This window comes from Amycolatopsis japonica, from assembly GCF_000732925.1.
GTDB classification, from domain to species: domain Bacteria; phylum Actinomycetota; class Actinomycetes; order Mycobacteriales; family Pseudonocardiaceae; genus Amycolatopsis; species Amycolatopsis japonica.
This window is the reverse complement of record NZ_CP008953.1, coordinates 538938-552711: the sequence shown is the minus strand read 5'-3', so window position 1 is coordinate 552711 and position 13774 is coordinate 538938. Positions and strand designations below refer to the sequence as shown.

Here is a 13774-nt window from a genome sequence, read left to right as displayed (position 1 = left end):
GCCCTTTCTAGACGATCGGGTCGTGCACGGTGACGAGCTTCGTGCCGTCCGGGAAAGTGGCTTCGATCTGCACGGAATCGACCATCTCCGGCACTCCGTCCAGCACCTGCGCCCGGCCGAGCACCGCACGCCCGCTCGCCACGAGCTCGCTCACCGTCCGGCCGTCGCGAGCGCCTTCGAGGACGTGATCGGTGATCAGGGCGACCGCCTCGGGGTAGTTCAGCAGGACCCCGCGCTCCAGGCGTTTGCGAGCTACGTCCGCCGCGACGTGGATGAGCAGTTTGTCCCGCTCCTGGGGGCTCAGGTGCATGGGAAAGGTCTATCACCGGAAACGGCCGGCCGCCGGTTCTCGAAACACAGGATTTACGTCGGCGCCCGGTACACGCAAAGTGAACGTCGCCGTAACTCTTCGCGTACGAACGAGCTTTTCACTGAATCGTTCTCGTAATCGTGACCGAAAGCACCACATCTTTCGATTGCCCCGGGCCGCGACGTGGAGCAAAGTTTGTCCATCCGTGCGATGAGGCGCGCCTTCGCTGCGTGTATCCCGTCCACGCATGAACACAAAGCCGGGGAATGCGCATCGAAAGGTTTCACCACAGTGAGTACCTCCACGATCAGCACCAATCAGCCGTCCGAGCAGGTCGACGACGGTTTCCGACCGGGTCTCGAAGGCGTGGTCGCCTTCAAGACCGAAATCGCCGAGCCCGACCGTGACGGCGGCGCGCTGCGTTATCGCGGTGTCGACATCGAGGATCTCGCCGGCAAGGTGACCTTCGGTGACGTCTGGGGTCTTCTCGTCGACAGCCGCTTCGGCCATGGGCTACCGCCCGCCGAGCCGTTCCCGCTGCCGGTGCACACCGGCGACGTCCGCGTCGACGTCCAGGCCGCACTAGCCATGCTCGCCCCCATCTGGGGCTACCGGCCGCTGCTGGACATCACCGACGACGAGGCGCGCGACCAGCTGGCCCGCGCCTCGGTGATGGCGCTTTCGTACGTCGCCCAGTCCGCCCGCGGCATCGGGCAGCCCGCCGTCCCGCAGACCCGGGTCGACGAGGCGAAGTCGATCACCGAACGCTTCATGGTCCGCTGGCGCGGCGAGCCGGACCCGGCCCACGTCAAGGCCATCGACGCCTACTGGGTCTCGGCCGCCGAGCACGGTCTCAACGCCTCGACCTTCACCGCCCGGGTCATCGCCTCGACCGGCGCCGACGTCGCCGCGGCGCTGTCCGGCGCGATCGGCGCCATGTCCGGCCCGCTGCACGGCGGCGCGCCGGCGCGGGTGCTGCCGATGATCGAAGAGGTCGAGAAGACCGGTGACGCGGTCGGCCTGGTCAAGGGCATCCTGGACCGCAAGGAACGGATGATGGGCTTCGGGCACCGCGTGTACCGCGCGGAGGACCCGCGGGCGCGCGTGCTGCGCCGGACCTGCCAGGAGCTCGGCGCGTCGCGCTACGAGGCGGCCGCGGAGCTGGAGCAGGTGGCGCTGAAGGAGCTGCGCGAGCGGCGTCCGGACCACCCGATCGAGACCAACGTCGAGTTCTGGGCGGCCGTGATCCTGGACTTCGCCCAGGTACCGCCGCACATGATGCCCGCGATGTTCAGCTCGGCGCGTACCGCAGGCTGGGCCGCGCACATCCTGGAGCAGAAGAAGACCGGCCGCCTCGTGCGCCCGTCGGCCAAGTACGTCGGGCCGGAGCCGCGGAAGCCGGAAGACGTCGAAGGCTGGGACCTGGTCGCGAAGCAGTCCTGACCGTCACGTGTCATGAAAGGGCCGTTCCTGACGTTTTTCGTCCTGAACGGCCCTTTCATGACATCTGCGGGACGGAAGAATCGTGCGCCGCGGTCGCCGAGAGCATGACGGTCAGCTGATCGACCAGCCACCCGTCGAGCGCCTCACGCGGCACGGAACGCTCCTGCAGCCAGCTCAGCAGAGCGCCCTCCACCACCGCCGTCCAGCACCGCAGGGTCAGCAGGAGCATAGGCGAGGGCTCCGACACTCCCAGCGCGCCGAGGATGAGCTCGACGGCGCGGTTGCGGACCTCGTCGATCGCCGCGTCCGTCTCCGACGTCGCGATCACCGAACCGCTGCGCAACAGCGCGACGTACCCCGCCCGGTAGTGGTCGGCGACGTCGATCAGCCCGCGGACGGCTGCCCGCAGCCGGGTTTCCGGTGGGCCTTCCTCGAGCCCGGCCAGGCCGTCGATGAGCCCTTCGGTCACCGTTTTCAGCGCCTCGACCTGCAGTTCCCGCAGGTTCGAGAAGTACCGGTAGAACAGCGGCCGGGAGACCTCGGCGCGGGCGATGATGTCGTCGACCGTGACGAGTTCGGGCGCGCGCGAGCCGAACAGGTCCAGCGCGGCGCGGATCAGGTCCTCGCGGCGCGCTTCCGGCGACATCCGGCGTGGGCGTCCGGTCACGGGGTGACGTCCAGTTTGGCCGCGGCCCGCAGCAGTCCGGGGGTGAGCCGGGAGAGAACGAGCGCGGCCTTGGCCTCCGGCGTCGACGGCTGGATGGCCTTGTCCTTCTCGACGGCCCGCAGGATGTCGCGGGCGACCTTCTCCGGGCCGAAGCCGCGTTTCGCGTACAGCTTGCTGCTCGACTTCTGGCGCCGCTTCTGCTCGATGTCGTCGACACCGACGAAACGGGTGGTGCTGGTGATGTTGGTGTTCACGATGCCGGGACAGATCGCGGTGACGCCGATGTTCTCGGCGGCCAGCTCCGCCCGCAGGCAGACGCTCAAGGTCAGCACGGCGGATTTCGTGGTGGCGTACGCGGAAAGGATCTTCGACGGCAGGTACGCGGCGGCCGAGGCGACGTTGACGATCTGGCCGCCTTCGGCCCGTTCGCGCATCTGCTCGGCGAAGACGCGGCAGCCGTGGATGACGCCCCACAGGTTCACGTCGATGAGACGTTCCCAGTCCTTGACCGTCGTATCGAGGAACGGACCGGACAGGCCGATCCCGGCGTTGTTGACGACGATGTCCGGGACGCCGAACTCTTCCTTCACCCGCTGGGCGAATTTCTCGACCGCTTCGGCGTCGGAAGAGTCCACTGTGTACTCACCAACGGTCGCACCCTTGTCCCGCAGCAGTTTCGCGGTGTCGGCGGCGGCGGAGCCGTTGATGTCGGTGATGACGACGTCCGCACCCTTGTCCGCGAACGCGAGCGCCGTCGCGCGGCCGATCCCGCTGCCGGCGCCGGTGATCACGACGAGCTTGTGCGCGAAGCCTTTCGTCCTGGCCTGTTTGAGCGCGCGGCTCTCCTCACCGCCTTCGACGTGGTCGATCAATTCGGCGGTCGCGTCGGCGATCACCTGGGGCTTCTCGCGGACCACCCAGTGTGTGCCGACGATCCGGCGGATCCGGAGGTCCGGCGCCCAGCGTTCGATCTCGGTCTGCAGCGGCGTGGTGACGAACTTGTCGCCGGTGGGCGCGAGCACCTGCACCGGGATCTCGGCGGGCCTCGGCCGCGGCCGCGAAAGGCGCGTGAACATGTTGGCGCGATACAGGTTGAGGCCGTACAGACCGTCCGAAGTGGACGGCGCTCCGGCCGCCGGGTCCATCCGGCCGATCAGCGCGCCCATCGCGCCGGTGCGCCAGAGCACCTGCGGGATCAGGGGGATCTGGAAGCCGAGGATGTACGTCGAATGCGCCCACTGGACGAGCGCGTTCTTGAGCCGTTTCGGGCTCGGGCGCACCTGCGCGCGGAACCACGCGCCCGCGTGATCGAGGCTCGGCCCGGAGATCGACGTGAACGACGCGAGCCGTCCGCGCAGCCTGTCGCCGGTGACCGAATGCCAGGTCTGGATGGAGCCCCAGTCGTGCGCGAGCAGGTGGACCTTGCCCTCGGGCTGGACCTCGTCGACGATCGCGGCGAGGTCTTCGGACAGCTGGTCCAGTTTGTAGGACGCGCGTCCCGAAGGCTTGTCCGAGCGGCCCGCACCGCGAACGTCGTAGACGACCACCCGGTAGCGGCGTTCCAGCAGGGCGGCGATGCCGTCCCACATGGAGCCGTTGTCCGGGTAGCCGTGGACGAGCACCACCGTGGGCGCGTCGTCGACGCCGGTCACCCGGACCGAAAGGCGGACACCGTCGCTGGCCGTCACCCACTTGTGAGACATCCTGTCATGTTAGACAACTTGTCAATAAGGCCGCTTCTTGAGGAGTTCGCGACCGAAGGTCCACACGGTGTCGATCACGAGTACGAAGGTCCAGATGCGGCCGAGGTTCAACAGCCAGTGACCACTGGAGTTCCAGTACCAGCCGGCTTCGTGCACTTCGCCGAACAAGGCTTCGATGGGCCAGCTGCAACCGGCGACCGCCAGAGCCGCCTGCGCGACGATGTAGACCCCGGCGTGGATCGCCCAGTTGCGGAGCGGGTTCGCGCGCCTGTTCGCCTCCTCCGTCACCGATTCGGCCGCTTGTGGACTGTCCTCGATCGTGCGGGGTGCCCACTTTTCCTTTTGTGACACCGTTTTTCGTGGTTCCACGGGAAACTCCGCAACTCCGACACGCCGTACGGCGCCACGAACCACGAACGATCCGAAGAGCAGAAGCCCCGCCGCGCCGAAGCAAGCGACACGCCATCCGGTATCCGAGCCGTAGAGCTGCCCCGCCACGAAGGTTCCGATCGTCGCTCCGAGTAGCGTCGCACTCTCGTAGATCCCCATCGCCCGGCCGAGGCTCAGCCCGGCCGCCTCGGCGACCACCGCCTGCTCGACCGGGATGGCCGCCGCGAACGCCGCCGCGGACAGGACCCACATGACCGCGAGCACCGGCGGGCTCGGCGCGAAGGACAGTCCGGCGGCGAAGATCGCGCTCGCCACCATCGCCAGCGCGAGCACCCGCGTCCGGCCGACCTTGCGGACGAAGCCGTGGAGGTAGTCGGGCAGCAGGCTGTAGACGATGAAGCCGGGGATGAAGACCGCCGCGATCTCACCGAGCTGGAGCTGATGCCCGCGTTGCAGGTGCATCAGCAGCAACAGGGCGACGCCTGCCTCGGCCATCGCGGTCAACGCGACGAGCGCGAGCATCGGACGCATCCTCTTGCCCAACTGAAGCAGCCGCGGCGCGCCCTCCTCGCGCACCTGCGCGGACTTCGCGTTCAGCAGGACCACCGCGGCCACCGCGCAGGCCGCGGCGCCGAGCCAGAACACGCCCCGGTAGTCGATCCAGGCGATCGCGGTCAGCGCGACCACGAAGGCGATCCACGTGCCACCACCCTCGGCCGCGAACAGCTTGCTGAACGCGCCGTCGTCGGCCGCGAGCCCCTCCCCGACCCGGGCCCGCAACGCGACCCAGAACAACGCACCGCCCGCGCCGCCGAGAACCGCGGCCAGGTAGGCGACCCCGATGCCCGGCGTCACCGCGTAGACCACAAAGGACAGTCCATAGAGGACAGCGCCGACCGCGGCGATCCGGCCCCGGTCGAACCGGTCGGCGAGCGCGCCCGCGATCGGCCGGACCACGAACGACACCAACGTCTCCAACGCGGTCAGCGCCCCGACCTCGGCGGCCGACGCGCCGAGCTGGCTCCCCACCCACAGCGGCAGGAGGAAATCGAGCACCTCCGCCGGTCCTTTGGTCAGCGCGGCGGCGAGCTGGTTCTCCTCGGCGCGTTTCTTGTGTGCTACTTCGTTCACCCCAGTACCCCCTTTTCGGATACGACTGTATTCTAAAGAGAGGCGGCCGGGCAAGGTGGGCGCCGGAGCGGAGCCGGTCCAGGTGGTCTCGCGCGATTGGAGGCCGAACACTCGAGTGCGGCGTCCAAGCACGCGAGTCACGTTTCTGATCACACGAATCACATCTTCGCGCCACCCGCCACGGCGACGAACGGGCTCAAGTCACGTGATCCCCGAGGTGAAGGGGCCCTTCGTCGCATCGGACGCGGCGAAGGGAGCCTTCACCCCACCACCGAACCCGCCCACGAACCGCCACTAACGACCCACCCGGCCCATCCGGTGCACAGAGGGGAGGATGCATCCGTGCCGAAGATCGTGGACCGCGCCGAACGCCGCCGAGAGATCGCCGGCGCCCTCCTACGCATCGTCGCGCGCGAAGGCGTCGAGGCCGTCAGCGTGCGCTCGGTCGCCGTCGAAGCCGGGGTGTCCGCGGGCGCGGTGCAGAAGTACTTCTCCACCAAGGAAGACCTGTTCCGGTTCGCCCTCGACATGACGAGTGAGTTCCTGGAGCAACGCTGGGAAAACCTCGATCAGTCCGGCGACCTGCTGGACCTGCTGCTGCGCCTGCTTTTCGAGGCGATGCCGCTCGACGAGCAGCGCCGCGCGGAGGTGATCGTCATCAACGCCTTCACCGCCCGCGCCGCCGTCCGGCCGTCCTGGGCCGAGTTCATCCGCACCGGCTACGACGAGCTCGCGGAGATCACGACGCAGTACATCTCGAAAGCGCAGGCGGAGGGCCACGTCCGGGACGACCTCGCGGCGAGCGACCTGGCCGATGCCGTCCTCGCCCTGTCGGACGGCTTCGCGACCCGGATGCTCACCGCCGCCGATCCGGCCGCTCTCCTTCCGTCCCTCGAAGCCGCCGTGCGCACGCTCCTGGCTCCGCAAGTGCAGCGTTAGTTACATTTAGACGTAACTAACGCTGTCAAGCGAGGTAAACTTCGCTGCATGAAGACGAGTGACGCACTACTGCTGCTCAGTGCGTTCACCAGTGCTCAGTGGGGCTTGGTCACATCGCGGCAGGCCAAGGGTGCCGGCGTTGACGGCGTCACGCTGCATCGCTTGGAGAAAGCTGGCCACTTCGACCGTGTCCGTCACGGCGTCTACGCGGCGACGATCGCCGTCGTGACCGAAGCCAGGAACGAGCAAGCGGCCTGGCTGATGCTCAACGCCGCCGAACCCGCCTGGAAGCGTCCGCTTCTCGAACCGGCCGGAGGAGTGATCTCACACGGGTCGGCCGCTCGATTGCACGGGCTCGGCGAGCTCGTCGACGACCGAGTGGTCCTGACCACGCCACGCCGTCGAACGAGCCGAGATCCCAACGTGCGCCTCATGACCGCGGAATTGCTCGAAGACGACGTGACGACGATCGACGGACTACCCGTCACCACGGCCTTGCGCACCATCCTCGACCTGCTGGACCAGCGCACGGACGGCAGCCATATCGCCACGATCATCCAAGAAGCGGTGGAGGCGGACCTCGTCCGTATCGATGTCTTGGCAGAGCGCATCGGTCCCTATGCCTTGCGTTATGGCGTACGCCGCCCCGAAGACGGCGGAGCGTTGCTCGATCACTTACTCGCCGAGATCGGCATATCGGCCGCACATCTCGCCCGGCAACCGACGCCGCCGCGGCCTTAGCCCTTGCGTAGCGGCAAATCCAGGCCGCGACACCTTCTCCATCGAGTCCGCACTCCCGCACGACGATGGAGGAATGCCCTCGCAGCGCCCGAGAACACCGCGCGGTTATCTCGATTCCCAGAAGAACAGAGCGAAGAACGGTGCGGAGCGGACCGGCGCTTCCACCGGCGAACTACTGCAGTTGCATTTCCATCGACGTTTGATCGCGCGGGTCTTCCATGGCGACGAGGCCGCGAACTGGGTGCTGAAGGGAGGCCAAGCCCTACTCGTTCGTTGGCCCTCCGCGCGCTACTCCACCGACATCGACCTGCTCTCCGTGGAGAACACGACCGATGCCGCCGTCGACGCGCTCAAGACGGCGGCCAGGCTGCGTCTCGCCGATCACATCTGGTTCTCCCACCTCGGCACCTCCGATCAGACGCATGTCGAACGCCCGACCCGCAAGGTGTCGTTCATGGCGATGTTCGAAAACGCGCCCCTCAATCACCGGGTCCGTGTCGACGTCGTCACCTCCGGGCACCTGCCGCGCGGGCCCGTCACCACCGAGCCGCTGGAGCCTCCATTCACCAGCGATTGCGCCCCTTGGCCGGAAGCCAGGATGTTCCCGATCGAAGACCACGTCGCCGAAAAGATCTGTGCGATGTACGAGCGTCATCAGGTCGGCGGCCACCCGTCCACCCGCTACAAGGATCTCGTCGATCTCGCCCTGTTCGCGTTGAAGTCGCCCATGCCTGGCAAGGAGACCCACGAGATCCTTCACGACGAGATCGCCCGCCGCCGCGGACGCGGAATGGTCGTGGTTCCACCCTCCAGGTTCGAGGCCCCCGATCCTCGTTCCTGGAAGGGCGGCTATCGCAAAGCCGCCCAAGGCGTCCGCGCCCTCCCCGCCGAATTCCGGACACTCGAAGGTGTGCGTGACCTCGCGGACGCTTTCATCACCCCTCTTCTCCACACGACTCCTCCGACAGGGCGGTGGAACCCCGGAGAACGAGCCTGGCGGTGACACCGGTGTCCATCGATCGGTTGACAACCGGGTTCAGTCCAGCGGTCGTCCCGGGACAGCGCCCGCTGAAGCACGATCGACGTATGAACAAAGCGGTGAAAGTGCGTGGCCTGCGCAAGGAGTACCCGGGCCACACGGCCGTCGGGGGGATCGACCTCGACATCGAGCAGGGCGAGGTGTTCGCGCTGCTCGGCCCCAACGGCGCGGGCAAGACGACGACGGTCGAGATCCTGGAGGGTCATCGCAAGAGAACCAAAGGCGAGGTCGACGTCCTCGGCGAGGATCCAGGCACGGCGGGCCGCGCCTGGCGGGCCAGGCTCGGGATCGTGTTGCAGACGGCCAACGACGCCGCCGAGCTCACCGTCGCCGAGACCGTCCGGCACTTCGCCCGCTACTACCCGAATCCTCGTGACACCGACGAAGTGATCGAGAAGGTCGGCCTGACCGAGAAGGCAGGCGCCCGCGTCAAAAGCCTGTCCGGCGGGCAACGGCGTCGTGTGGACGTCGCGCTCGGGATCATCGGGCGGCCCGAGCTGGTGTTCCTCGACGAGCCCACGACCGGGTTCGATCCGGCGGCCCGGCGCCAGTTCTGGGAGCTGATCAGGAGTCTCGCCCGCGAGGGCACCACGATCCTGCTCACCACGCACTATCTGGACGAGGCCGAGGCGCTGGCCGACCGGGTCGCGGTCATCACCCGCGGCGCGATCGTCGCCGAGGGGACGCCGCAGACGCTCGGCGGCCGCGCCACCGCGGAGGCCACCGTCCGCTGGGCCGACGAGCACGGCGCCCACCTGGAACGCACCCACTTCCCGGCCAAGCTGATCCGCGAGCTCTCCGCCGACGGCCGCGAGCCGTCGGAGCTGACCGTCCACCGCCCCACCCTCGAAGAGACCTACCTCGATCTGATCGGAGAAGCCCGATGAGCACGCTGACCCTCCCGGGCACCTTCTCGCTCGGTCTCGTCCGCGGCGCCGCGGAGATCAAGCAGTTCTTCCGCCTGCGGGAGCAGGTGATCTTCACCTTCGCCTTCCCGTCCCTGCTGATGGTCCTGCTCGGCTCGATGCTGAACTCCTCGATGCCCGGCATGGCGATCACCACCGGACAGGTGCTGGCCGCGGGCATGATCGGCTCCGGCATCGTCTCGACGTCGTTCAACAGCGTCGGTATCGGCCTGGCGGCGGACCGTGAAGCCGGTGCGCTGAAACGGCTTCGCGGTACGCCGATGCCCGCGGCGTCCTACTTCATCGGCAAGATCGTCCTGGTCGGCGCGACGAGTATCGCCCAGGTCGTGCTGATGTCGGTCGTCGGTGTCCTTCTGTTCGACCTGGGCCTGCCCACCGATCCGGCGAAACTGCTGACCGCCCTGTGGGTCTTCCTGCTCGGCGTCACCAGCTGCACCCTGCTGGGCATCGCGCTCGGCTCGGTGACCAAATCGGTCAGCGGCGCGGTCGCCGTGGCCAATCTGATCTACATCGCGTTGCAGTTCATCTCCGGGGTGTTCGTCACGCCGATCACCAACCTGCCGAAGGTTATGGTCGACATCGCGTCGTTCTTCCCGGTGAAGTGGATCTGCCAGGGCTTCCGCTCGGTGTTCCTGCCGGCCGAGGCCGCGAGTCAGGAAATGGCGGGGACATGGGAACTTCCGATGGTGGCACTGGTGCTGACGGCGTGGTGCGTCGCGGGGCTGCTGCTGGCGAAGCTGACGTTCCGCTGGTCGAACGAAGGCAAGTGAACGCCTGGGAGCGGTTCTACTGGCTGTGGGAGGTCCTCTTCGGGATCACCTTCGCCGCGACGACCGCCCTGGTGGTCTTCGACGACGGGACGACCACGGACAAGACGGTCGCGATCCTGTGCTTGACCGGTATCGCCGTGGCGTACCTGGTCCGGGGCCGCCGGCTCATCAAGGGCCCGGACCACGAAGACACGCCGTGGCTGCACACCGGGGTGGTGATGCTCTTCCTGGCGGGCGCCAACTTCGCCAGCACCACGTCGAGTTTCATCCTGTTCTTCGTGTGCCCGGTGCTCTACATGACGCTGTCGACGAAGACGGCGTCGGTCTTCACCACGATCGGGGTGCTGCTGGGCCCGGCGTCGTCCATCGCGCGAGGCGGCTTCGATCAGCCGTCCCTGCGCATCCTGCTGCCGATGACGGCGATCCTGATCGTCTTCAGCATCCTCGCCGGCCGCTACACCAGCCAGATCATCGATCAGAGCAAGAGCAGGGCCGCGTTGATCGAACAGCTGCAAGCCAGCCAGGCGGAGGTCTCCAGGCTCTCGCGGGAGGCGGGGACGGCCGCCGAACGCGAGCGCATGGCCCGCGAGATCCACGACACGCTCGCGCAGGGCTTCACCAGCATCGTCACGCTCACCCAGGCCATCGAGTCCGAAATGGACACCGATCCGAAGGCGGCCCGTCGTCATCTGGAGCTCGCGGCGCGGACGGCGCGGGAGAACCTGGCCGAGGCGCGGGCGATGGTCGCGGCGCAGGGACCGTCGGCACTCGTCGCCGCTTCACTGGAGGAAGCCTTGCGCCGTCAGGGGGAACGGCTGACCGAGGAGACCGGGATCGAGGCGTCGATCGAGGTCGGCGGCCCGCTGCCCGCGCTCCCGATGTCCACGGAGGTCGTCCTTCTGCGGGCGGCACAGGAGGCGCTGAGCAACATTCGCAAGCATTCCCGCGCCACCCGCGTCTCGCTTCGGCTGTCCGTTGTGGACGGACGTGTCCGGCTCGGCGTCACGGACGACGGCATCGGATTCGACCCCGCCGCGCCCACCGGTGGCTTCGGCCTGGCGGGGATGCGCACGCGTACCGATCAGGTCGGTGGCATCGTGACGCTGAAGAGCGAACCAGGTGCGGGGACGACATTGGAACTGGAGGTGCCCGCGTGATCACGATCATGCTGGTCGACGATCACCCCGTGGTGCGGGAAGGCCTGCGCGGAATGCTGGAGGCCGAGCCGGACCTGAGCGTCATCGGGGAAGCGGGCTCCGGCGACGAGGCCGTCGCGCTGAGCCGGGTCAAGCAGCCGGACGTGATCCTGATGGACCTGCGGATGCCCGGTCTCGACGGCGTCGGCGCGACGCGGAAGATCCTCGCCGACCGGCCGGGCCAGCGCGTCGTCGTGCTCACCACCTACGAGACGGACGCGGACATCCTGCGCGCGGTCGAAGCGGGCGCCTCCGGCTACCTGTTGAAAGACGCTTCGCGCGCGGAGCTCGCCGGTGCGATTCGTGCCGCGTCGCGCGGCGAGACGGTCTTGGCGCCTTCGGTCGCCGGGAAGCTGGTGAACCGGGTGCGCAACCCGACGGCGTCGCCCTTGTCGGCACGCGAGATCGAGGTACTCCGGCTGGTGGCGCGGGGAAGCACGAACGCCGACATCGGCCGGACGCTCCACATCAGCGAGGCGACGGTCAAGACCCATCTCCTGCGCGTGTTCGGGAAACTGGACGTTTCGGACCGTACGGCCGCTGTGACCACCGCTATGCGACTGGGGCTGCTCGGGTAGGCAGAATGCGACCCATGCTTGCCACGACCGAAATGGCGCTGCTTCGCCGCCTCGCGCACGAGCAATCCTCGTGCCGCACCCCGTCCATCGTCGCCGCCGTCGTCCGCGACGGGGAAATCGCCTGGTCCGGAGGGCGCGGACGCGTCGACGGCGAGACACCGGGCGCCGACACGCAGTACCGGCTCGGGTCGATCACCAAGACACTCGTCGCGACGGCCGTCATGCGGCTGCGCGACGAAGGCAAGCTCGACCTGAACGACCCGCTGGAGCAGCATCTACCCGGCACCTCGTTCGGCTCGGCCACCATCGCGCAACTGCTGTCGCACACCTCGGGCCTGACCGCGGAATCGCCCGGCTCCTGGTGGGAGCGCACCGTGGGCGCGGACTGGGACGCGCTCGTCGAGAGCCTCAAGGACGGCGCGACGCGGCTGCGGCCGGGCAGCCGGTTCCACTACAGCAACGTCGGTTACGGCGTGCTCGGCGAGCTGGTCGCGCGGCACCGCGGGCAGTCGTGGCTCGACGTCGTCCGCGCCGAGATCCTGGGCCCGCTCGGCATGAACCGGACCTCGCCGCATCCGGAAGGCGCGCACGCGGACGGGTTCGCCGTGCATCCCTTCGCCGATCTCCTCATGCCGGAGCCGTCGCCGGACGCGGGCGCGATGGCCCCCGCCGGCCAGCTGTGGTCGACGGCCACCGACCTCGCCCGCTGGACGGCGTTCCTCGGCGGGCACACCGGCGGCGTCCTGAGCGAGCAGACCGTCGCGGAGATGCGCGAAATGGTCACCGTGGACGACGGCGACGCCTGGACCACCGGATTCGGCCTCGGTGTCATGCTGGTCCGCACGGAGGGCAGGCGGCTGGCCGGGCACACCGGATCGATGCCGGGCTTCCTCGCCTGCTCGCTCGTCGACGCGAACGCCGGCATCGGCGCGCTGGTGCTGACGAACTCGACGGCGGGCGTCGGCATCACGCAGCTGTGCCTCGACCTGATGAACCTGACCGAACAGCACGAGCCGTCCATGCCCGCCGAATGGCAACCGTCCACTGTGGACCCGAAGTTGCTGGAGCTGACCGGGTTGTGGCACTGGGGCCCGACGCCGTACCACCTGCGGCTGCTCCCGGGCGGCCTGTTCTCGCTCGCGCCGACCGATGGCCCCGGCCGCGCGTCGCGGTTCGCGCCGGTGGGCGACGACACCTGGGTCGGTCTCGACGCCTACTACGCGGGCGAGACGCTGCGGGTCGGACGGGATTCGGCGGGCAAGCCGAACCACCTCGACCTCGCGACGTTCATCTTCTCGCGCACCCCGTTCGACCCGGCGGCGCCCATCCCGGGCGGCGTCGATCCCGAGGGCTGGCGCTAGCGGTCCAGCACCGCCGATTTCACGTGATCGACCGGACGACACGCGTGATCCGGCGGACGACACGCGTGACTGGATGGACGACACGACACGCGGCCGACTCCCGTGCGTGACCAGGGACGAAGGCTCCTTTCACCGCATCAGGCGCGGCGAAGGGAGCCTTCATCCCACCATCGGCCCGCCCGAGAACACGCCACGTTCGACCCCGGCTCAAAGAGAACCCGAATCGCCACTCACGACCACATCAGACCGCCGGGGTGTGCCCGACCGCCGCGCCGACGGCCGCGATGAACTTGCGGGCGATGCGCTTGCCCTCGCCCCAGTCGACGAAGCCGAACTTCAGGCTCGTCTGGATCGCCAGCCCGGAGCCCTCGGAGGTCCGCTCGACCTTCACGGTGACCGTCTGGCCGTAGCTGAAGAGGCCCATGCTGGTGGAGAAGGTGACGTAGCCCGCGGCCGCGTCGTAGAAAGGGTTCTTCCCCTTGACCGCCGTGACCCCGTTCGGAAGGGCCTGCCACAACGCCTCGGGGGCCAGGGGGAATCGCTCGTGCACTGTCGCCATGAGGCGAGAAGCTACCCGGAC

14 protein-coding genes are annotated in these 13774 nt (G+C 68.3%); 9 read left to right on the top strand and 5 right to left on the bottom strand.

Going from position 1 to position 13774, the window contains the following annotated elements:
* Positions 1-7: 7 nt before the first annotated feature.
* The gene (locus tag AJAP_RS02795) at positions 8-310 is read right to left on the bottom strand and encodes an urease subunit gamma (protein WP_038507941.1); all 303 of its coding nucleotides are present in this window, start codon (positions 308-310) and stop codon (positions 8-10) included.
* A 291-nt stretch (positions 311-601) separates the two neighbouring features.
* Here AJAP_RS02795 and AJAP_RS02790 point away from each other — a divergent pair, with 291 nt between their 5' ends.
* Complete coding sequence (locus AJAP_RS02790) at positions 602-1753, top strand: citrate synthase 2 (protein WP_037348027.1); 1152 nt, start codon at positions 602-604, stop codon at positions 1751-1753.
* A gap of 55 nt (positions 1754-1808) precedes the next feature.
* On the opposite strand, the gene AJAP_RS02785 is transcribed toward AJAP_RS02790, so the two are convergent.
* The 3 genes from AJAP_RS02785 to AJAP_RS02775 are packed head-to-tail and all read right to left on the bottom strand — an operon-like array spanning position 1809 to position 5644.
* Complete coding sequence (locus tag AJAP_RS02785; protein WP_038507939.1) at positions 1809-2399, bottom strand: TetR/AcrR family transcriptional regulator; 591 nt, start codon at positions 2397-2399, stop codon at positions 1809-1811.
* A gap of 17 nt (positions 2400-2416) precedes the next feature.
* Positions 2417-4108: an SDR family oxidoreductase gene (locus tag AJAP_RS02780; protein ID WP_038507937.1), complete on the bottom strand. Its 1692-nt coding sequence runs from the start codon at positions 4106-4108 to the stop codon at positions 2417-2419.
* A 36-nt stretch (positions 4109-4144) separates the two neighbouring features.
* On the bottom strand, positions 4145-5644 hold the full coding sequence (locus AJAP_RS02775) for an MFS transporter (RefSeq protein WP_038507935.1): 1500 nt from the start codon (positions 5642-5644) through the stop codon (positions 4145-4147).
* Between the two features lie 342 nt (positions 5645-5986).
* Between AJAP_RS02775 and AJAP_RS02770 the strand changes: the two genes are divergently transcribed.
* The 8 genes from AJAP_RS02770 to AJAP_RS02735 all read left to right on the top strand — a co-directional run bounded on the left by AJAP_RS02770 (position 5987) and on the right by AJAP_RS02735 (position 13194).
* Positions 5987-6583, top strand: coding sequence for a TetR/AcrR family transcriptional regulator (locus AJAP_RS02770; protein ID WP_038507933.1), 597 nt, complete (start codon positions 5987-5989; stop codon positions 6581-6583).
* A 48-nt stretch (positions 6584-6631) separates the two neighbouring features.
* Positions 6632-7324, top strand: a complete 693-nt coding sequence (locus tag AJAP_RS02765; protein WP_038507932.1) for a type IV toxin-antitoxin system AbiEi family antitoxin domain-containing protein — start codon at positions 6632-6634, stop codon at positions 7322-7324.
* Positions 7325-7397: 73 nt separating this feature from the next.
* A complete protein-coding gene (locus tag AJAP_RS02760; protein WP_038507930.1) occupies positions 7398-8327 on the top strand; it encodes a nucleotidyl transferase AbiEii/AbiGii toxin family protein in 930 nt (309 codons plus the stop codon).
* 83 nt (positions 8328-8410) lie between these two features.
* The gene (locus AJAP_RS02755) at positions 8411-9250 is read left to right on the top strand and encodes an ABC transporter ATP-binding protein (RefSeq protein ID WP_148311438.1); all 840 of its coding nucleotides are present in this window, start codon (positions 8411-8413) and stop codon (positions 9248-9250) included.
* On the top strand, positions 9247-10059 hold the full coding sequence (locus AJAP_RS02750; protein WP_038507928.1) for an ABC transporter permease: 813 nt from the start codon (positions 9247-9249) through the stop codon (positions 10057-10059). Before AJAP_RS02755 ends, AJAP_RS02750 begins: the two co-directional genes overlap by 4 nt.
* Complete coding sequence (locus AJAP_RS02745; RefSeq protein ID WP_038507927.1) at positions 10056-11216, top strand: sensor histidine kinase; 1161 nt, start codon at positions 10056-10058, stop codon at positions 11214-11216. Before AJAP_RS02750 ends, AJAP_RS02745 begins: the two co-directional genes overlap by 4 nt.
* Entirely contained in the window at positions 11213-11833 is a 621-nt protein-coding gene (locus tag AJAP_RS02740; protein WP_037348043.1) for a response regulator, read from the top strand. Before AJAP_RS02745 ends, AJAP_RS02740 begins: the two co-directional genes overlap by 4 nt.
* Positions 11834-11847: 14 nt before the next feature.
* Positions 11848-13194 (top strand): serine hydrolase domain-containing protein, encoded by a 1347-nt coding sequence (locus AJAP_RS02735; protein WP_038507924.1) that lies wholly within the window; start codon positions 11848-11850, stop codon positions 13192-13194.
* 241 nt (positions 13195-13435) lie between these two features.
* On the opposite strand, the gene AJAP_RS02730 is transcribed toward AJAP_RS02735, so the two are convergent.
* The gene (locus AJAP_RS02730; RefSeq protein ID WP_037348049.1) at positions 13436-13753 is read right to left on the bottom strand and encodes a hypothetical protein; all 318 of its coding nucleotides are present in this window, start codon (positions 13751-13753) and stop codon (positions 13436-13438) included.
* Positions 13754-13774 lie beyond the last annotated feature (21 nt).